The organism is Paraburkholderia tropica, assembly GCF_914484835.1.
GTDB lineage: Bacteria > Pseudomonadota > Gammaproteobacteria > Burkholderiales > Burkholderiaceae > Paraburkholderia > Paraburkholderia tropica_A.
Genome location: NZ_CAJZAR010000048.1, coordinates 40,205 through 64,418 on the forward strand (window position 1 = coordinate 40,205; position 24,214 = coordinate 64,418).

19 protein-coding genes and 1 pseudogene are annotated in these 24,214 nt (G+C 62.6%); 5 read left to right on the plus strand and 15 right to left on the minus strand.

The annotated features are described in order from the left end of the window. Nucleotides 1-3 precede the first annotated feature (3 nt). The gene (locus LDO54_RS15845; RefSeq protein WP_436975600.1) at nucleotides 4-1,413 is read right to left on the minus strand and encodes a carbohydrate porin; all 1,410 of its coding nucleotides are present in this window, start codon (nucleotides 1,411-1,413) and stop codon (nucleotides 4-6) included. 908 nt (nucleotides 1,414-2,321) lie between these two features. Here LDO54_RS15845 and LDO54_RS15850 point away from each other — a divergent pair. From LDO54_RS15850 to LDO54_RS15865, 4 genes are all read left to right on the plus strand, one after another. Continuing rightward, complete coding sequence (locus LDO54_RS15850) at nucleotides 2,322-3,584, plus strand: multidrug effflux MFS transporter (RefSeq protein ID WP_224011640.1); 1,263 nt, start codon at nucleotides 2,322-2,324, stop codon at nucleotides 3,582-3,584. Between the two features lie 375 nt (nucleotides 3,585-3,959). Continuing rightward, the gene (purU, locus tag LDO54_RS15855; RefSeq protein WP_224011641.1) at nucleotides 3,960-4,838 is read left to right on the plus strand and encodes a formyltetrahydrofolate deformylase; all 879 of its coding nucleotides are present in this window, start codon (nucleotides 3,960-3,962) and stop codon (nucleotides 4,836-4,838) included. Nucleotides 4,839-4,862: 24 nt separating this feature from the next. Then, nucleotides 4,863-5,186, plus strand: coding sequence for a hypothetical protein (locus LDO54_RS39035; protein WP_356790138.1), 324 nt, complete (start codon nucleotides 4,863-4,865; stop codon nucleotides 5,184-5,186). A 152-nt stretch (nucleotides 5,187-5,338) separates the two neighbouring features. Further along, nucleotides 5,339-6,445 (plus strand): GlxA family transcriptional regulator, encoded by a 1,107-nt coding sequence (locus LDO54_RS15865; protein WP_224011642.1) that lies wholly within the window; start codon nucleotides 5,339-5,341, stop codon nucleotides 6,443-6,445. A gap of 38 nt (nucleotides 6,446-6,483) precedes the next feature. Here the strand turns inward: LDO54_RS15865 and LDO54_RS15870 are convergent, their stop codons facing one another. The 13 genes and pseudogenes from LDO54_RS15870 to LDO54_RS15930 form a co-directional block, all read right to left on the minus strand. Next, nucleotides 6,484-7,482, minus strand: coding sequence for a GlxA family transcriptional regulator (locus LDO54_RS15870; protein WP_224011643.1), 999 nt, complete (start codon nucleotides 7,480-7,482; stop codon nucleotides 6,484-6,486). 137 nt (nucleotides 7,483-7,619) lie between these two features. Further along, the gene (choW, locus tag LDO54_RS15875; protein ID WP_224011644.1) at nucleotides 7,620-8,516 is read right to left on the minus strand and encodes a choline ABC transporter permease subunit; all 897 of its coding nucleotides are present in this window, start codon (nucleotides 8,514-8,516) and stop codon (nucleotides 7,620-7,622) included. Further along, a pseudogene (locus LDO54_RS15880) lies at nucleotides 8,509-9,771 on the minus strand (quaternary amine ABC transporter ATP-binding protein); the annotation flags it as partial. The gene choW and the pseudogene LDO54_RS15880, both read right to left, overlap by 8 nt. A 173-nt stretch (nucleotides 9,772-9,944) precedes the next feature. Beyond that, a complete protein-coding gene (locus LDO54_RS15885; RefSeq protein ID WP_224011645.1) occupies nucleotides 9,945-10,805 on the minus strand; it encodes a glycine betaine ABC transporter substrate-binding protein in 861 nt (286 codons plus the stop codon). 125 nt (nucleotides 10,806-10,930) lie between these two features. Next, nucleotides 10,931-12,079: a hybrid-cluster NAD(P)-dependent oxidoreductase gene (locus LDO54_RS15890; protein WP_224011646.1), complete on the minus strand. Its 1,149-nt coding sequence runs from the start codon at nucleotides 12,077-12,079 to the stop codon at nucleotides 10,931-10,933. Nucleotides 12,080-12,110: 31 nt separating this feature from the next. Next, entirely contained in the window at nucleotides 12,111-13,352 is a 1,242-nt protein-coding gene (locus LDO54_RS15895; RefSeq protein WP_224011647.1) for an aromatic ring-hydroxylating oxygenase subunit alpha, read from the minus strand. A gap of 49 nt (nucleotides 13,353-13,401) precedes the next feature. Next, entirely contained in the window at nucleotides 13,402-14,199 is a 798-nt protein-coding gene (locus tag LDO54_RS15900) for an electron transfer flavoprotein subunit beta/FixA family protein (protein WP_224011648.1), read from the minus strand. Further along, nucleotides 14,196-15,380 carry an electron transfer flavoprotein subunit alpha/FixB family protein gene (locus tag LDO54_RS15905; RefSeq protein WP_224011699.1) on the minus strand — a complete coding sequence of 395 codons (1,185 nt, stop codon included), beginning with the start codon at nucleotides 15,378-15,380 and terminating at the stop codon, nucleotides 14,196-14,198. The genes LDO54_RS15900 and LDO54_RS15905 overlap by 4 nt, the downstream gene beginning before the upstream one ends. A gap of 13 nt (nucleotides 15,381-15,393) precedes the next feature. Further along, nucleotides 15,394-17,322 carry a (Fe-S)-binding protein gene (locus LDO54_RS15910; RefSeq protein WP_224011649.1) on the minus strand — a complete coding sequence of 643 codons (1,929 nt, stop codon included), beginning with the start codon at nucleotides 17,320-17,322 and terminating at the stop codon, nucleotides 15,394-15,396. 3 nt (nucleotides 17,323-17,325) lie between these two features. Continuing rightward, nucleotides 17,326-19,389: an NADH:flavin oxidoreductase gene (locus tag LDO54_RS15915; RefSeq protein ID WP_224011650.1), complete on the minus strand. Its 2,064-nt coding sequence runs from the start codon at nucleotides 19,387-19,389 to the stop codon at nucleotides 17,326-17,328. A 91-nt stretch (nucleotides 19,390-19,480) separates the two neighbouring features. Continuing rightward, nucleotides 19,481-20,014 (minus strand): DUF5943 domain-containing protein, encoded by a 534-nt coding sequence (locus tag LDO54_RS15920; protein ID WP_224011651.1) that lies wholly within the window; start codon nucleotides 20,012-20,014, stop codon nucleotides 19,481-19,483. A 155-nt stretch (nucleotides 20,015-20,169) separates the two neighbouring features. Beyond that, nucleotides 20,170-21,141: a dipeptidase gene (locus LDO54_RS15925; protein WP_224011652.1), complete on the minus strand. Its 972-nt coding sequence runs from the start codon at nucleotides 21,139-21,141 to the stop codon at nucleotides 20,170-20,172. Nucleotides 21,142-21,183: 42 nt separating this feature from the next. Further along, entirely contained in the window at nucleotides 21,184-21,360 is a 177-nt protein-coding gene (locus LDO54_RS15930) for a hypothetical protein (RefSeq protein ID WP_224011653.1), read from the minus strand. Between the two features lie 543 nt (nucleotides 21,361-21,903). Here LDO54_RS15930 and LDO54_RS15935 point away from each other — a divergent pair. After that, on the plus strand, nucleotides 21,904-22,926 hold the full coding sequence (locus LDO54_RS15935; protein ID WP_224011654.1) for a GlxA family transcriptional regulator: 1,023 nt from the start codon (nucleotides 21,904-21,906) through the stop codon (nucleotides 22,924-22,926). Between the two features lie 91 nt (nucleotides 22,927-23,017). On the opposite strand, the gene fdhA is transcribed toward LDO54_RS15935, so the two are convergent. Next, nucleotides 23,018-24,214 (minus strand): formaldehyde dehydrogenase, glutathione-independent, encoded by a 1,197-nt coding sequence (gene fdhA, locus LDO54_RS15940; protein ID WP_224011655.1) that lies wholly within the window; start codon nucleotides 24,212-24,214, stop codon nucleotides 23,018-23,020.

Below are 24,214 nucleotides of genomic sequence, written 5' to 3' on the forward strand. Positions count from 1 at the left end.
CGATCAGAACGCGACGACGGTTCTCACGCCGACCACCGCCTCATCGCCCACGCGCCGCGCACTATTCTGCGGATCGGGCACACCGCCGCCCGGTCGGAATACATACTGAAAGTCGGCCTGCACCTGCCACCAGGGCGCGATCTGCACCTGATACGTCGCTTCCAGCACGGTCTCCGCGCTGCGCGCCGGATAACCGGGCGTGAACGTGGCCGTATCGCTCGCGAAACCTTGCGCGTGCGAGCCGATCTTCGCATAACCCACCGCGAGACCGGCTACGTCGTTGTCGCGTCCCTTGAACGGCGCCTTGAGCGTGACACCCGCATTCACGGCCAGATCGACGAGATTGCGGTCGCCGGGCGCGCCCATCACGCGCGCGAACACGCCGAGCGCCTGCGGACTATCCGCCGAGGGACGCCAGATCATCTGATCGGCCCCGGCGTAGAAGCCATAATCGCCGCGATGCGATTGCGCCACGCCCGTGCTCGCCGGATCGGCAAGCGACAGGCCGTTGCTGTCGTAGCGTTGATCGGCGAAATGCTGCGTGTTGTACCAGAACCCCAGTTTATAGGTGCCTGGCAATCCTGATTGTTTCGCGTCGGGCGCGTTACTGTCGGGTGCATTCAGCGCATATTGCACTTCGCCGATGAACAGCGCGCCATCGTGCAGATTGAAATTCGTGCCGTGCGCGTTGAGCCGCTGCACGTCGCCGCTGCCGCTGCCCGCCGGACTGCCGTCGAACACGCCCGCGAGCACGGTCCACGCATTCGTCGGGGTCAAGCGCAGCCGCGCGCCGAGCGACGAAAGCGGATACGCAGGGCCACCCGCAGGCATATCCATCGACGGCAGCACGGGCCAGCCAAACGTGGCGTTCATGAACGCGCCCGCATACTCGCTGACCATGAATTCCTGATCGACGCTTTGCTGCCCGATCTTGATGTCTGCCTTGCCATTCGCGAACGACTGCTGATACCAGAGTTCCCAGAGGCGCGTGCCGGCTTCGGCTTCCACGCCCGAGACCGCCTGCAACGCCTGGAGATTGCGTTGCGTGATGCTGGTGCCGTGGATTTGCAGCGCCGATACGTTGAAGATACCGCCAGGCAAACCGAACGCCTTTTGCGTATCGACACCGACGCTCATTTCCGTCAGTCCGTCGTAAGCGCCGCCGCGATGCACGCCGCCCGAAAGATTGTTCAGATATTCGCTGGTTTCCTGCAAGCCGAACGTCACGCCATGGTTATCGAGCCACGGGCGCACGCCGCCCATGTCGCCGAACAAGGTCGCGCGGTCCCACAAACTCGTGGATGCGGGCGCGCTTTGCGCGAATGCGCTGTGCGCAACCCCGAGCGCGATCAGCGCGCCGAGGCGCACGGGCGTTGCGGCCAACATCAGCGCGCGTTTGCAGGGCTTTTTCATCAATGACGAAACGGGTGCGTCGAGCGCGAGCTTATCCGGCGCAATGGTCTGAACGATTGCGAGGTCATTAAGCGATTTCTTTTTTAAAGCCGCGTGAAAGCGCAGCGAATGGAACCTGGAAAACCACGCGTTTCTTTGCAATACGCGTTCGATCACGCGACGTCGCGATACCTGAATTGTTTTGACGACCATAAGCCCACCTCCGTCCGACCAGGCAAACCTGGTCGACGAACGACGACGCGTCGGCGCCACGCAAAGCGCGCGCGCACAACGGCAATTTCATTCTGGGAGCGTGCTGATGGCGACGCCGGTTGAGCATCCCGCTCGATGACCGGCGCGACAATGAAGCGCGCTAACCCGACAAGGCGAGTTAGCGGCGAAGGACGTGTCCTGTGGCGACTAACTCGCGGCTGTGACACCGGCGCGGGCCGGCATCGAACTTCCACTGCTAGAGCATGTGTCCACGAGGGACTCCTTTCGATGTGACGCGGCGGATTGTATTCGGCACGCGCGTATCACTGCAAGCGTAAAAGCGGCGGCGCTGTTGTATATCGTGCGCATTGCGCGAACGGATTCTCAATACGCGAATATCAGCGAACCTGCCTATGCGGTCCGCAATGCTCGCTCGCCGGCCCAATCGCGACAAAGCGCACACGATGACGTTTTTTGCATCACTTTTGCGGCGCGAAAGAGCGAATTGATTGCGCATTCACCTTTCGCACTGAAAGGCGGCGGCACAATGCGCGCCACCGCGCGAGAGCGAGTCGAGCAGACTGTCGCGAGCACAGGCACAATATCGGTTATTCACGCGGTAACACTACGCGGCGCACGCGGATCTCGCGCGCGCCGCGCCCTCGCATCCGGCCCCACCCCGCCGCGCCGCCGCACTCCGCTTTTTCGACGCTGTGATGAACCACGATAACGCCAACCCGCCCGCCATCGCCCGGCGCGCCTCGAATACGCCGGGCTTTTTGCTGTTCATGATCTGCCTGTTTTCCTCAGCCGGACAACTCGCAATCGATATTTACGTGCCCGCGCTGCCCGCGATGGCGCATTTCTTCACGACCTCGCCGCAAGCGATTCAATCGAGCGTTTCCGGCTATATGGCCGCGTACGCGCTCGGCCAATTGATATTCGGCCCCATCGCCGACGCTTACGGACGCAAGCGTGTGCTCGCGTTCGGCATCGCGATCTTTACGATTGGCTGTCTGCTGTCGCTCGCCGCACCGAATCTGGAAACGTTCGTGCTCGCGCGCTGTTTGCAGGGCTTCGGCATTGCGACCACCAATCTGCTCGCGAAAGCCATCATCACCGATTCGTTTTCCGGCACGGCGCTGTTGCACGCCTTCACCTATATGTCGATTGCGTGGGGACTCGCGCCGATCATCGCGCCCGTGATCGGCGCGCATTTGCAGACGTGGTTCGGCTGGCGCTCGTGCCTCGTGTTTCTGCTCGTGTGGGCCGTGGTGATGTGGGGCGTGCTGTGGCGCTATCACGATACGCTGCGACAGCCAGTGAAACTCGAAACGCGCACGCTCGTCGCCAACGCGCGCAAGGTGCTCGCGAGCCCCGTATTTCAGAGCTGTTTTCTCGCGCAAGGCCTCTGCTATAGCATCCTGCTCGTCTTCAATATCGTCGGGCCGTTCATGGTGCAAAGCACGCTGCACAAGCCGCCGACGTTCTTCGGTTACCTCGCGCTCGGCATCGGCCTGATGTATTTCCTCGGCGGACTCTCGAACCGTCTGCATGGCCCGCGTCTGCCGACGCCCGAAGTGCGTTTGCGCGCCGGCTCCTTCGCGATGGCGGCATCGGCCATTCTCATGCTCGTGCTCGCGCTCACCGTGGGCCTGCGCGTGTGGACGCTCGCCACGCCGGTGCTGTTCATGGGCTTCTGCGCCGGCGCGATGTACCCGACGCTGATGGCCAAGGGCAATTCGCTGTTCCCCGAAGTCGCCGGACTCACGAGCGCGATTCTCGGCTGCGCGCTGCTGCTGGTTTCGTCGGCGATGATGGGGCTCGCGGGCTTCGTGTCCGTGCAGATTCTCACGCCGCTCGCGGTGTTTTTCGTGGTGCTCGCACTCACGGTGGTGTTGATGGTGTCGAAGCTGTTGCGGCATCTCGCGCAGTTGCAGAGCGTGCAGGCGTTGCAGCGGGAAGGGAAGGCGGCTTGATGGAATTCTGGTGGCCGCGCACAGCGCTCACGGAATAAGCACCGCCACTCGCCACCACTCGCGCGCCGCGCTACCCGCATGGCGCGCGAGCCGCGCCGCATCCGCGCGCAAACCGACAAACGTTTCCATACCTCACTCTCGATCGAAGCGCCCCGCTTCGCTTTTATCGTCGCCGGATAAAAAACCCGCAACGCGAGAAAAAGCGACGCTGCCCAACTCAAACACAAACCCTGGCGTTTCCATACGTGCTAAAGAGCGCAAGCGTTCTATCTGTCATGCACCAAACAATGGCTTACTCGCGACATCGCCCTTCGCACGCCATTCGCGCCTACGCGCGCGATGTGAAAGGCGCATCACGATAACCGGAGAAACCGCATGTCCGACGACGTTCGCCCGCATCAATACGTCCTCACGCTGTCCTGTCCGAGCGCCGCTGGCCAGGTGGCCGCCGTCGCGAGTTTCCTGGACCGGCACCGCTGCTATATCGACGAACTCACCGTCTTCGACGACGACATCAGCGAGCGTTTCTTTCTACGCTGCGTCTTTCACGAAGTCGTGCGCGACGCGACCGCGCGCTGCAATCTCGCGAGCCTGCGCGACGAATTCGCGCCCACCGCACGCGAACACACCATGACGTGGGCGATCCACGATCTGCAGGCGCGCCCGAAAGTGCTCATCATGGTTTCGCGGCTCGAACATTGTCTGGCCGATCTGCTGTTCCGCTGGCGCATGGGCGAATTGCCGATGGAAATTGCCGGCATTGCATCGAATCACCGCGATTTCGAAGCGCTCGCGCAGCAACACGATCTGCCGTTTCATTATTTGCCGATCACGCCGGAAACCAAACGCGAACAGGAAGCCGCGATTCTCGACCTGTTTCATTCGACCGGCTCAGAATTGCTCGTGCTCGCGCGCTATATGCAGATTCTTTCCGACGAAACGAGCCGCCGACTCGCGGGTCGCGCGATCAATATCCACCATTCGTTTCTGCCCGGCTTCAAGGGCGCGCGGCCTTATCATCAGGCGCACGTGCGCGGCGTGAAACTGATTGGCGCGACCGCGCATTTCGTCACCGACGATCTCGACGAAGGTCCGATCATCGAACAGGAAGTGCAGCGCGTCGATCACAGCTTCGATCCCGAGCGGCTACTGGCCGTGGGACGCGATGTCGAATGCGTGGTGCTCGCGCGCGCCGTGAAGGCATTTCTCGAACGGCGCGTGTTCATCAACGACGGCCGCACGGTCGTGCTCTAACACGCGATTGGCGGACTCGCCGCGATGGCGCTGCTGCGCCTGCGCCGCGAGTCCCGCCAGCGCTCGGTCACTCATTTTTCCGGCAACACGCTGCGCATAATCGTGATGCCGCCCTTCCAGCGCGGCACCCAGCTGGCGCGCCTGCCAATAGCGCAACAGCCCGATGCGGCCGTGGCCGCGCGTCATGCTGTGTTCGAGCAGCGCGAGCGCCGCAGCGGCGTCGCCCCGGCAGGCGCGGTCGTTGAGCTCGACGGTGTGGGCACGCGGCACGAATGGCTCCTTTCAAGGCGAATAAACGCTGCTCCGGCGGGTCATCGCAGTTCACCAAACCGCGCCGCGAGCGCATAGAATGAAAACGCCAGTGCTGCGGAACGCCACCGCCAGACGCCCGTGATGTGCGCTTTTGCGAAGGTCGATGGCGGAAAAACACAAGCGCGCGCGCTTTCGATCGGCGACGCTTGCGAAAGCCGCTTCGCGCCTCCTCACTTTCACGCGCCGCCATGTCCGACACGCTACCGATCGTTCCCTCGTCCGATGCCGCCGGCAAGGCGCGCATCCGTTTCGGCATCGTGCTGCTGCCCAATTTCACGCTGACCGCGTTTTCCGGTTTCGTGGATATGCTGCGCCTCTCCGCCGACGACGGCGATTTCAGCAAACCCGTGCGCTGCTCGTGGCGCGTGCTCGGCGAAACGCTCGCGCCCGTGCGCGCGAGTTGCGGCATTCAAATTACACCCTGGGAAACCTTCGATAATGCGGAGCCCGTCGATTACCTCGTGATCGTCGGCGGCCTGCTGCATTCGGGTCCGCAGGCAAGCGAAGCCACGCTGCAATATATTCGCCGCGCGGCGTCGGGCACCACCACGGTCGTGGGTATCTGCACAGGCGTATTCACGCTGATGCGCGCGGGCGTGCTCGACGCGCATCGCATTTGCGTGAGCTGGTTTCACTACTGGGACTTTATTGAGCGCTTTCCTTCGGTCAATGCGGACGCGATTGTTGCCGACCGGCTTTTCGTGATCGACCGTCGGCGCATTACCTGCTCGGGCGGCCGTGCGTCAATCGACGTAGCCGCTGCGATTTTGTTGCGCCATTTCGATCACGCCACCGTGCAAAAAGCCTTGCGCATTCTGCTGGTCGGCGAAATGCAAAAGGGTAACGCGCCGCAACCGCATCCGCCTGGGCTCGAACCCGCCACGCATCCGAAGGTCAAGCGCGCGATCCTGCTGATGGAACAACAGGTGGGACGCAACGTGCCGCTCGAAGAACTGGCCTGCAAGCTCAATCTCTCCGCGCGGCAACTCGAACGCCTTTTCAAATCGGAAACGGGCAAGAGCCCGCGCACGTTCGCGAATGCACTGCGTCTGCGCACCGCTGCGTGGCTGCTCACGAGTTCGGACCGCACCGTGGCCGATATTGCTTCGAGTTGCGGCTTCTCGGACGCCTCGCATCTCGGGCGCGAATTCCGCAAGCAATTCGGCGTGCCGCCAAATATGTTCCGCGAGCAGCGCAGCGGTCAGGAACCGACGCAATTCCCCGATCTCGATGCGTTCTTTCGCACCGAATCCCCGCTGACAAACGAGGCGCAACCGGGCGCCTCGCTGCACTAACGCCCGCTAGCAAGGCCCCTACCAGGAAGGCCCTATCGTCATTCCACTGCACGCCGTTCGTGGCTCGGCGCGTGACCGAATTGCACGCGATACGCCTTGCTGAAATGGCACGGCGAATTGAAACCGCAAATCGCCGTCACGCGCGCAATCGACGTGTCGGTCGTGCGCAGTAATTCTCTCGCGCGCTTCAATCGCAGATTCAAATAATAGTGCGTCGGCGACACGTTCAAATAGGCCTTGAACATGCGTTGCAAATGCCGCTGCGATAGCCGCACGAGTCGCGCGAGTTCTTCGAGCGATAGCGGCTCCTTGATATTCGCTTCCATGAGCCGCACCACTTCCACGAGTTCCGCGCGCGAAAATCCCACGCGCGCATCGACAGGAATCGGCTGCAGGTCGGTCGAGCCGCGAATGCGTTCGAGGATGAATTGCTCGGATACCTTGGCCGCCGTTTGACGCCCGAGACGCGCGCCCACCAGGTCGAGCATGAGATCGAGCGGCGCGGTGCCGCCGGTGCACGTCAGCCGGTCGCGATCGACCACGAAGAGTTCGTCGGCGAATTGGACATCGGGAAACGACTCGTAAAACGTCGAGAGATTTTCCCAATGCACGGCGCAGCGATAACCGTCGAGCAAGCCGCTCGTGATCAGCGCATACGCGCCCGTGCAGATGCCGCCGAGCGGAATACCACGCGCAGCGACAGCGGCAAGCACGGCGCGCACGCGCTCGTCCACGGCTTCCTGAATGCGAACGCCGCCGCAGACGATCAGAACGTCGGGCAGATTATCCAGATCGAGACGCTGCGCGGGCCGCACCGCGATGCCGTTGCTCGCCCGCGCGGGCTCGCCGTCAAGCGTATAGACGGACCATCGATAGTAATCGCCGCCGCCAACGTAATTGGCCATGCGCAAGACTTCGACCGCGCTCGAAAACGCGATCATCGAAAAGTTCGATAAGGTCAGGAAACCGAAATGCTCAAGCGTCGATTCAGCCGCCAGTGACACGGTGGGCATGGCGGTCGCGGCGAGGCCGGACATGACATTGCGCTCCTGCAGGGCGCGCTTGCGTCGGTACTCCGCGCCCGCGACGGGAAAGGAAAAGCCGGCTTCGCGCGGCATTCCGGCGAGCCGGGCAAGCGGCCCGCGCGCGGCACATGCCGGGCGCGGGCCGCCGTTCAAGCCTCGACGATCATCGGCCGAGGCCGAAACAGTTGCTTGATGCCGGAAAACAGCGGGGCTTTTGCGGCGCCGGGCGCGCGGCCAAAGCTTTCGGTAATGCGGTCGAGAATGATCGCGAGCAGCACGACCGACAATCCGCTTTCGAAACCGAGGCCGATATCGAGGCGCTGAATGCTCGCGAGCACGTCATTGCCCAGCCCGCCCGCGCCCACCATCGAGGCGATGATCACCATCGACAGCGCCATCATGATGGTCTGGTTCACGCCCTGCATGATCGACGGCAGCGCATTCGGAAACTGCACCTTATAAAGCAATTGCCACGGCGTGCAGCCGAACGCCTGTCCCGCCTCCACGATCTCGCGATTCACGTGCTTGATGCCGAGACTCGTGAGCCGCACGGCGGGCGGCATGGCGAAAATCACCGTGGAAAGAATGCCCGGCACGCGGCCCAGACCGAACAGCATCGCGGCGGGAATCAGATAAACGAAAGCGGGCATCGTCTGCATGAGGTCGAGAATCGGCCGCACGATGGTTTGCACGAGCTTGTTCTTCGCGGTCCAGATACCGAGCGGAATCCCAACCACGAGACTGATCAGCGTGGACGACAAGGTCAGCCCGAGCGTGACGACGGTCTGATCCCAGAAGCCGGTCGCGTAGATCAGCAATAGCGAAGCCGTGGCGAAGATCGCGAAACGCCAGCCCACGCGCCACAACCCGACAGCGATGAAAAACGCCATCAGCGCCCACATCGGAATGGCCTGCAAGCCGTGCTCGATGAACGCGGCGAAGCTCTCGATCGCCTTGCCTACAGCATCGAAACTGTTCGCGTCGTGATCGAGCAGATAGTGAACCGACTGATCGACCCAGCGGCCAAGGGGAATCATCTCAGACATGAGCACTCCTGTTACGCGTGATGACCTTCAGGACGGCGGCCTGATCGATGGAGCCGCAGTAGCGGCCGTCGTCGTCGACCACGGGCAGCGCGGTGGTGTTCGCGCACACGCGCGAGACGACCTGTTCGAGCGGCGCCGCGCGCGAAATACATTCGACCTTGCGCAGCGACGGCTGGGCCACGCCGATGGCGTCGCGCGTGACGAAGCCGCTGATACGGCGCTGCGCGTCGAGCACGAACGCATAGTCGGCGCTGCCGTTCAACGAGGCCGCCACACTCTGCTGATCGAGCGTGCGGATGAGCGGGACGGCTTCGCGCTGCATGAGATCGCCAGCAGTCAGATAGCGGCTCGTATCCACGCCGTCGAAAAATGCGCGCACATATTCATCGGCAGGATTACTGATGATTTCCTGAGGCGTGCCGATCTGCACGATGCGTCCGCCTTCCATGATCGCGATGCGGGTGCCGATGCGCAGCGCCTCCTCCAGATCGTGCGAGACGAACATGATGGTGCGCTGCTGCTCCTTCTGCAATTGCAGCAGCACGTTCTGCATTTCCTTGCGTTTGAGCGGATCGAGCGCGGAGAACGCCTCGTCCATGATCATCAGCGAGGGGTTCACGGCCAGCGCGCGCGCGAGGCCCACGCGCTGCTGCATGCCGCCCGACAGTTCGGCGGGCAGCTTCTGCGCGAAGGCGGCCAGCCCCACCTGCTCCAGCACCGCGAGCGCGCGTTGCTCGCGCTCCTTGCGTCCCACGCCGGCCACTTCGAGACCGAACGCGGCATTCGACAGCACCGTGCGTTGCGGCATCAGCGCGAACGACTGGAACACCATGCTCATGTCGGTGCGGCGCAGCGAAACCAGCTCGCCGCGCTTCACCGCGGCAATATCGCGGCCGTCGATCACGACCTTGCCCGCCGTCGGTTCCACCAGGCGGTTGATCAGGCGAATCAGCGTCGACTTGCCGGAACCGGACAGGCCCATCAGCACGAAGATCTCGCCTTCCTGCACCGAGAACGACGCCTTGTTCACGCCGAGCACATAACCGGTTTTGGCGAACATGTCGTCCTTGGTCGCGCCGCTCATGAGCAAATCGCGCGCGACCTTCGGATTGGGTCCGAAGACCTTACTGAGTCCTTCGACTACGATCTTGGGGGATTTCATCGATTCCGTCTCCTCGTGCCGCACGCGCCGCACACGGTATCTACATGGTTGCCAGAAAAAACCCTGCCGGGATGGCGATTTGCGACAGACGCTTATTCAAAAGCGACACGGCCATTCAACGCACGCTGCAATCGGCACCGCGCGCGCACCGGAAAGGGGCGCTGTGTGGGCGAAAACCCGCCGGAAAAACTGAGCTAATCGAAAGACGAACGATGGAATGTGTAGCGCCGGGCGCACGTAGTGTGCGACGCCCGGCGCGCCGGCCATTACTGCGCCGCCACCCAGGTATTCACACGGTCGCCGTGCGCGGCGATCCACGTATCGGCGGCGGCGTCGGGTTTCTCGCCGCCTTGAATTGCGAGCATCACGCTGTCGATTTCGCCCGGCTTCCACTGAAACTTCTTCAGGAACGATACGACTTGCGGCGCCTTGGTTTCCAGTTCGGGATTCGCGACGTTATCGACATGCTCCGCCGCGCCGTACACATTCTTCGGATCGTCGAGGAAACGCAGCTTGTATTTCGCAAACATCCAGTGCGGCGTCCAGCCCGTGACGATCACCGGCTTTTTCGCATTCACCGAACGCGCGAGTTCCGCGGTCATCCCGCTGCCCGAACTCGGCATGACCGTATAGCTCAGATCGTATTGCTTGACCGCCTGATCGGTCTTGGTCATCACGCCAGCGCCCGCATCGATACCCACGATGCGGCCGCCGAACGCGCTCTTTTGCGCATTGAGATCGTCGATACTCTTTGCGCCGACATAATCGGGCACGACGAGACCGATTTTCGCGCCGGGAAAGTTCGTGCCGAGATCCACGACCTTGTCCTTGAACTGCGCCCAATACGCGCCCTGCGTGACCGGCAGCCACGCGGAAAGCGTCGCGTCGAGGTCGCCGCGCGCCACGCCTTGCCACATGATGCCGGCCGCGACGGGCACGAGTTGCACCTGATAACCGAAGCGCTTTTCGATAATGCGCGCCGCGACGTTCGATGTCGCCACGCTATCGTCCCAGCCTTCGACGTAGCCGATTTTCAGCGTCGGCTTGCCGTCGGCCCACGCAGGGGCGCTAAGGCCCACCATCGCCGACAGCACGCCGGCCCACACATATTTTCCTGGCAGCTTCAAGGTCGATCTCCTGTAACCGGGCAACGCGCCCCGTGCACCTCCAGATTCCCCCGCCACAATTTGCCGATATCGTCGATTTCCGACGCGATCTTGTCGTGCAGCGACGTGCGCTTTTCCCCCTGCTTTTACTTATCGACGACGAGATCCGAAAGCGGCTTCGAACAGCACAGCAGCGCCATGCCCTGATCGATTTCACGCTGACGAATCCCGCCGCTATGTTTCATTTCCACCTGCCCGGAAACGAGCTTGACCTTGCAGGTTCCGCACATGCCTTGCGCGCACGACGACGCGAGCCGCACGCCGGCCTGGCGCGCCGCTTCGAGCACGGTTTGCTGCGAGTTGCAGGCAATCTCGCGCCGGCTTTTGGCGAAGGTGATCGTGTACGTGGTGGCGTCGGCAAAGGTTTGCGTGGCCGCTTGCGCGAGTTCGTGCGTGCCGGTTTCCGGCTCGCTCGCCGTGAGCGTCTCGAACGAGAAACTCTCTTCGTGATAGCGCTCGCGCGAGAAGCCCGCTTCATCCAGCAGATTGCGAACGGCCTGCATATACGGCGCCGGTCCGCAACAGAATATCTCGCGCTCCATGAAATCAGGCGCAATCAATTTAAGCAGCGGCAGCGAGAGAAAACCCGTCACGCCATGCCAATCGGTGCGCGCGCCCACGCGTTCGCAAATAAATGCCGTGCGGAAATGCGCGTGACTCGATGCAATCAATTCGAGTTCGCGCGCGAAGATAATATCGTCGGGCGTGCGGGCGCTATGGGCGAAGACGATATCGCGATCCTCGGCGAGATCGTGATGCGCGCGGCTCATCGACATCAGCGGCGTTACGCCCGAGCCGGCCGAGAGAAACAGAAACTTATTCGCGGGATGCCGCGCGCACGTGAATTCGCCTGCGGGCCCGAGCACGCGCAGCGTGGCGCCGGGTTGCAGATTGTCGTGCAGCCAGTTCGACACCTTGCCGCCCGGCACGCGCTTCACGGTAATGGAAATCGTATGCGGCCGCGCGGGCGACGACGAAATCGTATAGCAGCGATTCACGGCCTCGCCGTCGATCTCGAGTTCGAGCGTCACGAACTGGCCAGGCTCGAACGAGAACGTGCGCCCTTGCGGCGAGCGCAGAAAAAAACTCTTCACGTCGTGCGTTTCCTGACGCACATGGCAGCACACGAGGGTTTCCTCGACGTCGCTCGTCCAGCGTTCGGGCAGCGCGCCCCAGAACGCCGGGCGCGTCACCCGGCTGTCGGTGGGATCGAATTGGGCCGCATCTCGCATCATGTCAGACTCTCCGCGTCACACGCGTTCTACGTTATGCGCCGATATTCTCGGCAAGACGGCTCAGATACCAGGCCGTGAACTTCTCCACCAGACCTTCGGTGTACGGCGAATACGGACCCGGTTCATACGCGCTGCTCGCCACGCCGCGCTGCGAATACTCGACGAGCGTGCGGTCCTGGTCGTTGGTCGCGTTCCAGACCGCCGTGAGATTCGCCACGTCGTAGTCGACGCCTTCGCGCGCATCCTGATGCACGAGCCAGCGCGTGCGCACGAGCGTCTCGCCGGCCGACAACGGAATCACCGAGAACGACACGATGTGATCGCTCATGAAGTGATGCCAGGAATTCGGCTGCGTCCAGAACGACAGGCCGCCCAGATCGGCATTGCGGAATTCGCCGAGCAGTTTTTTCGACGCCACTTTTGCGTCGAGCGTCTGCGATTCGCCACTGCGGTCGAGCGGCAGACGCTGCGTGCGAAAGCCCGTGACGTCGAGCAGTTTTTCGATTTCCACCGAAGGCAGATTCATCTTTTCCCACTGCTGCGCGCGTTCGGTGCAGGTGCGTTCGAACGCATCCATGCCGTCGGCATTCGCCTCCGTGCGCTGATAGCCGAAACCATATTCGTAAAGCGAAATGGTGAGTTCGGGATGGTTCGCGACGCAGTGATAGCACTCGCGATTGTTTTCCATCACGAGCTTCCAATTGCCTTTTTCGATGATGTCGATCTGCGCGGCCACCTTGCACGACGGCAGATCGTGCGGCAGCAGATACGGCTCCATCGCCGCGCGCATCATGGCGAAATCGGCCGGCGGTTCGTCGGCGAGACACACGAAGATCAGGCCTGCCAGGTTTTGCACGTGGACCGGCTTCAGGCTGTGCTTGCAGCGGTCGAACTGCTCGCCCATGTGCTCGGCGAACATCAGCTCGCCCGTGAGGTTATAGGTCCAGCTGTGATACGGGCAGACGATATTGCCCACCGTGCCCTTCTGCTCGTTGCACAGGCGCGCGCCGCGATGGCGGCAGACGTTATGGAACGCGCGTACCTGCATGTCGTCGTCGCGCACGATCAGGATCGAGTCGCCGCCCAGTTCCACGGTCACATAGTCGCCGGGCTCCGGCACTTCCGGCTCCACGGCCACCTGAATCCAGTGTTGACGGAAAATCGCCTCCATGTCGAGGGCGAAAATTTCTTCGTTACGGTAAAACGGCGCTTCGAGGCTGTAACCTTCTTCGCGGCGCGCCAGCAGTGCGCGAATGTCTGCCGATACGTTCATCGTGTGCTCCGTATTTTGCATCCGGGTTCTTGCCGACAGACCGGCAAATTCAATAATCGATGAGTTGATGCTCGCGCAAATACGCGAGTATCACTTGTGCTTTTTCGACCGAACTCCCTTCAATTACGACGTTGCCGCCGCGGCTTTCGGTCGTGGTGGCGGAGAGCATGCGCGCGTGTCCCGAGCGCTTTTCAGCGGCGGCGAATTTCACCGGTTTGCGCTCCACCGGTCCCACGCGCCACGCGCCGGATTCGTCAGACTTGAAGCGCCCGAAGACCGCAGGCCGGATCGCGCCCGCGCGCAGACGTGCATACGCATAGCGCGGCTGCGCGTTGGCGAGCGGATGCACGGCGATCACTGCGGGCAGCGTCGTTTGCACGCGGCGGCGCAGGCCCTTCGGCAAGAACTGGCGCACGATTGCGCTGCCGCTCGCGGCATCGATATCGATATCGATATCGACCGCGCCGCCGACAATCGGCAACGCGAGCGCCGCTGCCACGCCATACGGCAACATGCCGGAGTCGTGCGCGCCTTCCGCGCGCGTGCCGGTCAGCACGAGGTCGTAGCCGCGCACGCGTTCGGCCAGTGCGCGCGCCGCGTCGTCGTGCTCGCCGCACGCGAGCACTTCCACCTCGCGCGCACCGAGCGCGAGATAGTCGTTCAAGGCGGGATCATGCGGATCGCCCGCATGGATCACGTCGAGCTTCGCGCGGTGCTGTTCCGCGAGCTTGCGGCCGAGTTCCAGCGCGAGCGCATCGTTGCGGCTGTAGCGCGGCGTGCCGCTCACGGGATGGCGTCCCTTGGAAACGAGCACCGCAATGCGTTCGATTCGCCGTTGTGCGTTCATGCGGCCACTCCTGCGGGAAGACGTTCGCGCGCGTCGGCGCGTGTTTCGTTCGACGTCGCGCGTGATGCGCCGCGCGCCGTTTGCACCTGTTCGATCAGGGCGGCGATCGTCGCTTGCGCGTCGCCGACCACAGTGAGATTCGCGCGTTTGGCAATGGGCGCGCTGCCGTCGAGATTCACGGCGATCACATGGCGGCAATCCTTGATGCCCTGCAAATGCTGCACGGCGCCCGAAATACCGAACGCGATATACACGCTCGCTTCCACGGTCTTGCCGGTCGCGCCCACCTGTTTGTCGCGCGTGAAATGGCCGTTGTCGACGGCCACGCGGCTCGCGCCGATCGCCGCGCCGAACACGCTCGCGAGCCGCTCGAACGACGCGACGTCGCTCACGCCATTGCCCGCCGAGACGATAAAGTCGGCCTCCTCCAGCGCGACCTGCGCCGCGTCGATTTCCTCGATGCCGAGGTCGCGATACGGTTGCGCGAGTTCGCTCGCCGGGCGAATGAAATCACCGGCCAGGCGCTCGCCCGCGCCGATGAAAGGCAGCTTGGCCTCCACCGCGTTCGGCGCGAGCAGGATCACGTCGGGCAAAGCGCGCGTGGCAAATGCACGCCTCGCCTGCTCGTAGACGCCAACCTGTTTTGCGTCGATCTCCACCACGTGCGTGGCGACGCTCGCGCCCGTCGAGGCGGCATAACGGCGGCCGAGATCGCCGTCGCCGCTTGCGTTGTCGGGCAGCAGCACGTGGCGCGGCGCGAGCGCCGCCGCGCACGCCTGCAACGCGCGCAATTCGCTTTCCGGCGCAAAGGTTCGGCGATCGTAATCGGGCAATTCGATCAGCTTGTCCACGCCCAGTGCGGCCGCGTCGTCCTTGAGTTCACCGAACACCAGCAACGCGACCTCGGTCTGCCCGTCTGCGAGCAGCGCTGCGGCGGCGATGGCCTGGCATGCGTGATCGTCGAGCGCGCCGCGTTCCGTATGCGCCACGACCAACATCATTTGCTTCGGATCACTGATCGTCCTGCGCGGTTTCGTTGCGCTGCCGTGAGCGCGATGCGCGCTCCATTGCACATCATCGGTATTCGCACCGCCGGTCTCGCCGAGCGTGATCCGACGCAGCCCCGCTGCCGTCACGATAAAAGGGCGGCGCGGATCGATCCGCTTGATTGCATTCGTCATTGCATTCATCGATTCACTCCAGCGAAGCAGCCACAAGCTCGGCCACGTCGAGCACTTCGGCGCGCGGCCCCACGACGCCTTCGAGCATCGCCGTGCAGTTCGGGCACGCCACGGCGACCACTTCCGCGCCCACGGCGCGCGCGTCGGCCATGCGGATATCGGGAATGCGCTGCTTGCCCGGAATATCGGTCAGCGGCGCGCCGCCGCCACCGCCGCAACACCGTCCACGCATGCCGTTGCGCTCCATTTCCACGACCTGAATGCCGATGGTCTTGAGCAGCTTGCGCGGCGCGTCGATCTCGCCGTTGTAGCGGCCCAAGTAGCAGGGATCGTGATAGGTGGTGCGCTTGTCGCGCAGCGCTTCGGCGGCCTTCGGCGCGATGCGTCCGCTCGCCGCCAGTTCCGCGAGCAAGGTCGTGTGATGCAGCACCTCGTAGCGCGCGCCCAATGCGCGATACTCATTGCGCAGGCTGTGCATCACATGCGGATCGGCAGTGACGATGCGCGCGAAACTCAACGTCGCGAGCGTGCGCATCATCTGCTGCGCCATGTGCTGGAACGTGGCTTCGTCACCGAGACGGCGCGCGACGTCGCCGGTATCCGCTTCCTGCGCGCCGAGCACGGCGTAATTCAAACCCGCCTTGTTCAGCACTTTGACGAGCGCGCGCAGCGTGCGTTGATAACGCATATCGAACGCGCCTTCGCCCGCAACGAGCAGCACGTCGACACGCTTGCCCGGCTGCGCAATCGGTGCATTCAGATCCACCGACCAGTCATAACGCGCCGCCTTGTCGTAGCCGCCCGCCGTCCCCGTTTCGCGCAGATTCGCGAGCACTTCCGGGCCTTTGCCTGGCACCGTGCCATGCACGAGCGTCTGATTGCGGCGCATATCGACGATCGCATCGACGTGCTCGATCAGCATCGGGCACTCCTGCACGCAGGCGCGGCACGTGGTGCACGACCACAGCGTCTGCGCCTCGATCAAGCCGGAAACAATCGGCCCCTCCGGCGTGCCACGATGTTGTCCCACAGGAATGCCAGGCGTCGGGCTGCCCGCATACGCGGCATCCGTTCCGCCCGCCATGCCGACCACGAGATCCTGAATCAGCTTCTTCGGATTAAGCGGCTGACCGGCTGCGAACGCGGGACACGCGGCCTCGCATTTACCGCACTGCACGCAGGCGTCGAAACTCAGCAATTGATTCCAGCGAAACTCCACCGCTTTCGCAACGCCATATTCCTGCTGCTGCTCGACATCGGCGAGTTTCAGCGCGGTGGGCGGCGTGGCGGTGCCATTGCCCGTCCAGCTTTCACGCGTCGCGGCAAAGCGCTCCTGACGCGGATGAAACGCGAGGTGCAGCAAGCCCGCCACCGCGTGCTTCATCGGGCCGCCTTTCGCCGCGCCGAACGTCATCGCGAAGGCACCCACGGCGATCAGCGCGGCGCACAACACTGCGAAGCCGCCCGACATCGCGCTGGCAGGGATCAGTGTGAACAACGCCACGCCCAGCGCGAACGAACCGAGCAGCCACGGCAGCGCATTCCACGGACCGCGCGAGAGCCGCGCGGGCACCTGCTTCGCATGACGGCGACGCCACACGAACACCACGCCGATCAGCATCGCCAACGCCGCGAGAAAGATCAGCTTGTCGAGCCACGGCGAGTAGATGGCCAGCCCATAGTTGATGAACACGAGCGCAAGCGCCGCAATCGCGCCGCCCGCCGTCGCGACGTGCGTTTTGGCGATATACGGATCGCGCGCAACCACGTGATGCAAGTCGACAAAATATCGCTTCGGAATGCTGAACAGCTTGTCGATGCCAGTGGACGAAGACGCCGCTGCGCGTCCCACCCGCCAGTATGAGGCGCGCTTGGCGACCGCGAACGCCAGCCCCGCCATCGACAGCCACAGCAGCGCGGTAATCAGCCAGGTCGGATTCATGGATCAGAAGTCCTTCGCGAGCCGCAGCGCGTCGTAAATCGCGCCGTGGATGTTGTGCATCGAAATGCAGTCGCCTACGCGAAACAGCAGAAAGCGGCCATTGCCCAGTTCTTCGGCAAGCGAGGGCTGCGGCTCGGCGGCGAACAGCTTGTGCACGTCCACCTGGCCGCGATTGAGCGACTCCGTCTTGAGCGTCCAGTAGAGCGCGTCGTTCGGCGTGCTGCCGTTTTCGATCACGACCTGATCGACGGCACGCTCCTCCTGCTCCTCCGTATATTCATTGCGCAGCACGGCGATCTTCTTGCCGTCCTCCTCGTACACGCGATCGAGCCAGTAATTCGGCGTATGAATCACGCCCTGCGCGTAGAGGCGCCGATAGAAAATCGGGAACGTCGTGCCGCCCACGTCGTCGGCCACTTTCACATCGGGCGTCACGATTTCCACCTTCGAGCCGCGGCTCGAAATGAAATCGGCCACGCCCGCGCCCGCATGCGTGCTCACGCCGTCGTAGACCAGCACATTCTGCTTCGGCTCCACGCGGCCCGAGAGAATGTCCCACGAACTCACGGCAAGCCCCTCTTCCACGCCCCACGCGGGCACCTGCTGCGTGAACGCCGAACCGCCGGTCGCGAGCACGATGATGTCGGGCTTCTCGGCGAGAATGGTCTTCTCGTCGGCGGCCACACCGAGACGGCGATCGACGCCGATGCGCTTCGTTTCCATATCGAACCAGCGCACGATGCCCGCCATCTGCTCGCGCTGCGGCGCCTTGGCCGCGAGCAGAATCTGCCCGCCCACAGCGTCGCTCTTTTCGAACAGCACGACGTCGTGACCGCGCAGACGCGCCACGCGCGCCGCTTCGAGGCCCGCCGGACCGGCGCCCACCACGACCACCTTGCGCTTCGGTCCGCGCGATTTTTCGATCACGTGCGGCATGGTTGCTTCGCGCGACGTCGCGGCGTTCTGCACACACAGCACGTCGAGGCCGTTGTACTGGCGGTCGATACAATAATTCGCACCCACGCACTGCTTGATTTCATCTTCGCGGCCATCGCGAATCTTGATCACCATATGCGGGTCGGCGATCTGCGCGCGCGTCATGCCCACGAGATCGACCATGCCGTTCGCGAGCAAGCGCTCGGCCTGCCCTGCATCGCGAATGCTCTGCGCGTGCATGACCGGCAGATTCACCACCGACTTGATGCCCGCCGCGAGATGCACGAACGGCTCGGGCGGCAGCGCCATCGGCGGCATGCAATTGGCGAGCGTATTGTGCGTATCCGCGCCCGAACCGATCACGCCGATGTAATCGATCAAACCGGTTTCCGCCATCGCCTGCGCGATCTCTTTCAATTGCTCGTGATCGAGGCCGTCTTCGTGGAATTCGTCGCCGCACATGCGCAGGCCGACGCAAAAGTCCTTGCCGACCGCTTCACGCACCGCTTCGAGCACTTCCACGCCGAAACGCAATCGGTTCTTCAGCGAGCCGCCCCATTCGTCGGTGCGAAAGTTGGTGCGCGGACTCCAGAACTGGTCGATCAAATGCTGATGCGCGGCGGAGATTTCAATGCCGTCCATGCCCGCGTCTTTCACGCGTTTCGCCGCCGCCGCGAAGTCGCCGATAATGCGGCGGATTTCCTCCACCTCGATGATCTTCGCATTGCCGCGATGCACCGGCTCGCGCACGCCCGACGGCGTCATCAGATGTGGCCAATGCTCGCCATGAAATGCCGAACGGCGTCCCATATGCGTGGCCTGAATCATGATCTTCGCGCCGTGCCGATGCATGGCTTCCGCGAGACGCGCGAGCGGATCGACGATCTTGTCGGTCGAGAGATTCACCGATTTCCACCAGCCTTGCGGACTGTCGATCGACACCGGACTCGACCCGCCGCACACCGCGAGGCCGACGCCGCCCTTGGCCTTCTCCTCGTAATAGCGGATATAGCGGTCGCCCGGCAGCCCGCCCGGCTCGGCATACACCTCGGCGTGGGCGGTACTCACGATGCGGTTGCGCAGCGTGAGTTGATTGAGCGTCAAGGGTTTGAACAAGTGTGGATAGCGCATCGCTGACGGCCTCGGGTATTCGCGTAATTCGTCGTGTATGTCGTAATGCAGGGACTTTTATACAGCGGATGATTCGGTCGCGCGGAATGCGTCAGGCCGCGATCGGCGACACTTCGAAAACACAATGCGCATGACCTTCCGCCGCGCATTGCACTTCTTTCGATTGCGCGCGCGGCGCATGCGTGCCCTGGCCCGCTGTGTCGTTCACCCAGTCCATCGCGCCCGCGAACCAACCGGCGAACATGTAGCAGAGCTTGCCGTGCTTGCCCGGCTGCGCAAGCACGAACGACGAATGACGCAATTCGATACGCGCGCGCGCCGTCGCCGGATCGGCTTCGACAATCGTGAAGAGACCCCAGCCGCGCTGAGAAAGGCGCTTCAGATAATGCTCGAATACCGCCATGCCGCTCATGCCGTGCTTCTCGGCTTCCTTCGCGCACCAGTGATACGCGGATTTATAACCGGCCTTGTAAAGAATCTCCGCGTAAGTCTCGCGGCCCAACGCCTCTTCGACAGCAGTGTGATTGTTGGTGAAGAAGTGACGCGGCACATAGAGCATCGGCAGGGCGTCGGTCGTCCAGACGCCAGTATTCGCATCGACGTCGATCGGCAGTTGCGGTTGCATGTCGTGGGGCTCCAGATCAAGCGTGTTATAGGTTTGCTGCGATGCGGATGCCGTTTGCAAACGGCATCCGCCCATCGGGTTTCGGAATGGCGATTTTTATATTGAGTGGTATCGATTCTTGCGCGATGAATCACGTGAAATGCATCACGTCAAAATCACGCGCCCCAGACGTCGCGGAATACGCGCACCCAGTTTTCGCCCATGATTTTGCGGATGCGCGATTCTTTCCATCCCGCGCGTTCCATCGCGGCCGTGAGGTTCGGAAATTCGCCGATCGTGCGAATGCCTTCGGGATTCACGACCTTGCCGAAATTCGTCAGGCGGCGATAACGGCCCTTGTCGTGCGTGAGCCAGTCGAAGAAGTCCACGCTGTAACCTTGCGTGAAGTCGGTTCCGATACCGACCGAATCCTCGCCGATCAGATTCACCACGTAGTCGATCGCTTCGATATAGTCTTCGACGCTCGCGTCGATGCCGCGCTTGAGGAACGGCGCGAACATCGTCACGCCGACGAACCCGCCCGCGTCGGCGATTTCCTTGAGCTGCGCGTCGCTCTTGTTGCGCGGATGTTCCTTGAGGCCGGAAGGCAGGCAGTGCGAATAGCACACGGGCTTCTTCGAAAACGCGATCGCCTCCGAAGACGTATTGCCGCCCACGTGCGAAAGATCGACCATGATCCCCACACGATTCATTTCCGTGATCACTTCGCGGCCGAAATCGGACAGGCCGCCGTCGCGTTCATAACAACCGGTGCCCACGAGATTTTGCGTGTTGTAGCAAAGCTGCACCACACGCACGCCCATATCGGCGAAGGCTTCGATATAGCCGATGTTGTCTTCGAACGCGTGCGCGTTCTGGAAGCCGAGAATCACACCCGTGCGGCTTTCCTTTTTCGCGCGCTGGATGTCGTCGGTCGTGCGCACGAGCGTGAGCAATTCGCTGTTGTCGCGAATCTGCTGTTTCATCTGCGCGATGTTATCGACGGTCTTCGTGAAGCTCTCCCACACGGACACCGTGCAGTTCGCCGCGGTAATCCCGCCTTTGCGCATGTCCTCGAATACCGAGCGGTCGAACTTCGAAATGTTCAGACCATCGATGATGATGCTGTTTTCGTGCAGGTTGCTCATTGCCGACTCCGAAACGGGCGTGGGGATGTGAATGATTGGGTGCTACGCGTGATGCGCTTTATGCGTACGTGCCGACCGGGAAGCGCTGGCCGAGCACGAATTCGGATTCTTCAGACGATCGATGGCGAGCGTTTCGATTTCGTCTGCGCATTCGCTGCCGCGCACTGCGGCGTCGCGCTGAGCGAGCGTCTTCGAGAAGAACGATTCCGTGTTCGACATAAGGCGTCCGTGACGAATGGAAAGAATTGGCCGGTAACGCAGAAGGCCCGCCCCGCCTGGCTTAGCCGCCGTTGCGCAAGGTTCTGGCCGACGGCTCTATTCTTGTCGTTCGAATTCGGCGCCGATGTATGAATTCAGACGCGTTCTTTACCTTTTCCGCCATCCGCGTCCATTTTTCACAAGTAAGGCCGCAGGCGGTTCGAAGCGCGGGTGGAATCCGGAAGTGGACTTAAAGTGGATCGACACGCGTAGGTACCGATACGAGCGGCTATGCGGAATCGAATACTTCCCGATCCGAAACAAGTTTTTCATGCACCGCGCAAGGGCGATGTGGTTTTGATGGTGCACGCCGCCAGCAACCAGAGCAGCGCTGCACCAGCATTGCCGCACGCTCGTGTTTTTTGTGCAGCGCGGATTTTTGACGTCGTGGACTTAGGGTTTTGCCGCATGGCACACTGCCCTTGCCCGATTCCAGAATTGCGGTAGCCTGGCCCGGGACCCCGGCCTTCTCAGGCTACCGACTACAAAGGAATGGCCCCCCACATGTTGCCCGACCGCACAGCGTCGTTAGCGCACTTCGCGTTTATGCCGCTGCCCGACTTCACGATGATCGCGTTCACGAACGCCATCGAAGTGCTTCGCATGGCTAACTACCTGAGCGGGCAGCCACTTTACCGCTGGTCGATCATCAGCCCGGACGGCGGTCCGGTCGCATCGAGCAACGGCCTGTCCATCGACACCGGCCCGGCCGAGTGCGTCGGACAGCCCGACATCGTCTTCGTCTGCGGCGGCATCGACGTGCAGCGCGCCACCACGGCCGCGCATCTCGCCGTGCTGCGCCGTTTCGCGCGCTCGGGCGTCGTGCTCGGCAGCCTGTGCACCGGCACTTACGCGCTCGCCAAGGCGGGCCTGCTTGCCGGCTATGCGTGCGCGATTCACTGGGAAAACATGTCGGCGCTGAAAGAGGAATTTCCGTCCACGCGCTTTCTCAAGGAACTGTTCGTGATCGATCGCGACCGCGTGACCTGCACCGGCGGCGTCGCGCCGCTCGACATGATGCTCAATCTGATCACCACGCGCGTGGGGACGGCGCGCGTCACGCAGATCGCCGAGCAGTTCGTGGTCGAGCACGTGCGCGACACCAGCGCGCAACAACGCATGCCGCTGGTCGCGCGGCTCGGTTCGGCGAACAAGTCGCTTTTCGAAGTCATCTCGCTCATGGAGAACAACATCGAGGAGCCGCTGTCACGCGAGGAACTCGCGCGGCTCGCGAATATGTCGCAACGTCAGTTGCAGCGGCTCTTTCATGAGCATCTGGGCATGACGCCCACGCATTACTATCTGACCTTGCGCCTGCGCCGCGCACGCGAACTGCTGCTGCAAACCGATATGTCGATCATGCAGATTACGATGGCTTGCGGCTTTCAGTCGGCGTGTCATTTCAGCAAGAGCTATCGCGACGCATTCGGCAGCGCGCCCACCGCCGAGCGCCGCAAGCGCCTCGCGCCGCTATCCGGTGCCGATACGCCCAAGACCTTGCTGCCGATGCTCAGCGCGCACGTCTAACGCTTTAACGCTCTAACGCTTTGAAGCAACGCCATTCGGGCGACCGGCTCACACCGGTCGCCCGCTTTTTCATCGCATCGATCTTGATTGATTAAGCCGCCAGCATGCCGTGCGGATCGATCACGAACTTGCGCGGCGCGCCGCCATCGAATTGCTTATAGCCTTGCGGCGCTTCGTCGAGCGAAATCACCGAGACGTTGACGATTTTCGCAATCGGCAAACGATCGAACAGAATCGCCTGCATGAGATTGCGGTTGTATTTGAGCACCGGCGTCTGGCCGGTATGGAAGGTGTGCGATTTCGCCCAGCCGAGGCCGAAGCGGATGCTCAGGCTGCCGTGCTGCGCGGCGATATCGCGCGCGCCCGGATCGTCGGTCACGTAAAGACCCGGAATGCCGATCATGCCCGCGGGCCGCGTAATTTCCATCAGCGAATTGAGCACCGTGGCGGGCGCCTCCTCCGCATGCCCCGAGGCGCCGTGACCATGCGCTTCGAAACCCACGCAATCCACGGCGCAATCGACTTCGGGCTTGCCGAGAATCTGCTCGACCTGTTCGCCGAGCGTGGCGTCTTTCGAGAGATCGACGACTTCGAAACCCATCGCCTTCGCATGCGCGAGACGTTCCGCATTCATGTCGCCAACGATCGTGCACGCCGCGCCGAGCAAACGCGCCGATGCCGCCGCCGCCATGCCGACCGGACCCGCGCCCGCGACATAGACCGTCGATCCGGGCTTCACGCCTGCCGTTACAGCGCCGTGATAGCCGGTCGGCAGAATATCCGAGAGACAGGTGAGATCGCGAATCTTCGACATAGCCTGATCGCGATCGGGGAATTTGAGCAGATTGAAATCGGCATACGGCACGAGCACGTATTCGGCTTGACCGCCGATCCACCCGCCCATATCGACGTAACCGTAGGCGCCGCCCGCGCGCGACGGATTCACGTTCAGGCACACGCCGGTGTTCTGCTCCTTGCACATCGCGCAACGCCCGCACGCCACGTTGAACGGCACGGAAACGAGATCGCCGAGCTTGAGCGTTTCGACGTCGCCGCCGACCTCGACCACTTCGCCCGTGATTTCATGTCCCAGCACGAGGCCGACCGGCGCCGTCGTGCGTCCGCGCACCATGTGCTGATCCGAGCCGCAGATATTCGTGCTGACGACCTTGAGTATCACGCCATGACCGATCTTGCGGCCGCTCGGATCGACCATCTTCGGATAATCGATCTTCTGCACATCGACCTTGCCCGGTCCCAGATACACGACGCCTCGATTGCCACTCAT

Bases quoted from the DNA above. Each gene is read 5' to 3' on its own strand.
- LDO54_RS15925 (WP_224011652.1), bottom strand. From the start codon at position 21,141: ATGAGCAACCTGCACGAAAACAGCATCATCATCGATGGTCTGAACATT.
- LDO54_RS15935 (WP_224011654.1), top strand. From the start codon at position 21,904: ATGTTGCCCGACCGCACAGCGTCGTTAGCGCACTTCGCGTTTATGCCG.
- LDO54_RS39035 (WP_356790138.1), top strand. From the start codon at position 4,863: ATGGCGCTGCTGCGCCTGCGCCGCGAGTCCCGCCAGCGCTCGGTCACT.
- choW (WP_224011644.1), bottom strand. From the start codon at position 8,516: ATGTCTGAGATGATTCCCCTTGGCCGCTGGGTCGATCAGTCGGTTCAC.
- LDO54_RS15930 (WP_224011653.1), bottom strand. From the start codon at position 21,360: ATGTCGAACACGGAATCGTTCTTCTCGAAGACGCTCGCTCAGCGCGAC.
- fdhA (WP_224011655.1), bottom strand. From the start codon at position 24,214: ATGAGTGGCAATCGAGGCGTCGTGTATCTGGGACCGGGCAAGGTCGAT.
- LDO54_RS15870 (WP_224011643.1), bottom strand. From the start codon at position 7,482: ATGTCCGGCCTCGCCGCGACCGCCATGCCCACCGTGTCACTGGCGGCT.
- LDO54_RS15895 (WP_224011647.1), bottom strand. From the start codon at position 13,352: ATGAACGTATCGGCAGACATTCGCGCACTGCTGGCGCGCCGCGAAGAA.
- LDO54_RS15850 (WP_224011640.1), top strand. From the start codon at position 2,322: ATGAACCACGATAACGCCAACCCGCCCGCCATCGCCCGGCGCGCCTCG.
- LDO54_RS15890 (WP_224011646.1), bottom strand. From the start codon at position 12,079: ATGATGCGAGATGCGGCCCAATTCGATCCCACCGACAGCCGGGTGACG.
- LDO54_RS15915 (WP_224011650.1), bottom strand. From the start codon at position 19,389: ATGCGCTATCCACACTTGTTCAAACCCTTGACGCTCAATCAACTCACG.
- LDO54_RS15845 (WP_436975600.1), bottom strand. From the start codon at position 1,413: ATGAAAAAGCCCTGCAAACGCGCGCTGATGTTGGCCGCAACGCCCGTG.
- LDO54_RS15865 (WP_224011642.1), top strand. From the start codon at position 5,339: ATGTCCGACACGCTACCGATCGTTCCCTCGTCCGATGCCGCCGGCAAG.
- LDO54_RS15900 (WP_224011648.1), bottom strand. From the start codon at position 14,199: ATGAACGCACAACGGCGAATCGAACGCATTGCGGTGCTCGTTTCCAAG.
- LDO54_RS15905 (WP_224011699.1), bottom strand. From the start codon at position 15,380: ATGACGAATGCAATCAAGCGGATCGATCCGCGCCGCCCTTTTATCGTG.
- LDO54_RS15910 (WP_224011649.1), bottom strand. From the start codon at position 17,322: ATGAATCCGACCTGGCTGATTACCGCGCTGCTGTGGCTGTCGATGGCG.
- purU (WP_224011641.1), top strand. From the start codon at position 3,960: ATGTCCGACGACGTTCGCCCGCATCAATACGTCCTCACGCTGTCCTGT.
- LDO54_RS15920 (WP_224011651.1), bottom strand. From the start codon at position 20,014: ATGCAACCGCAACTGCCGATCGACGTCGATGCGAATACTGGCGTCTGG.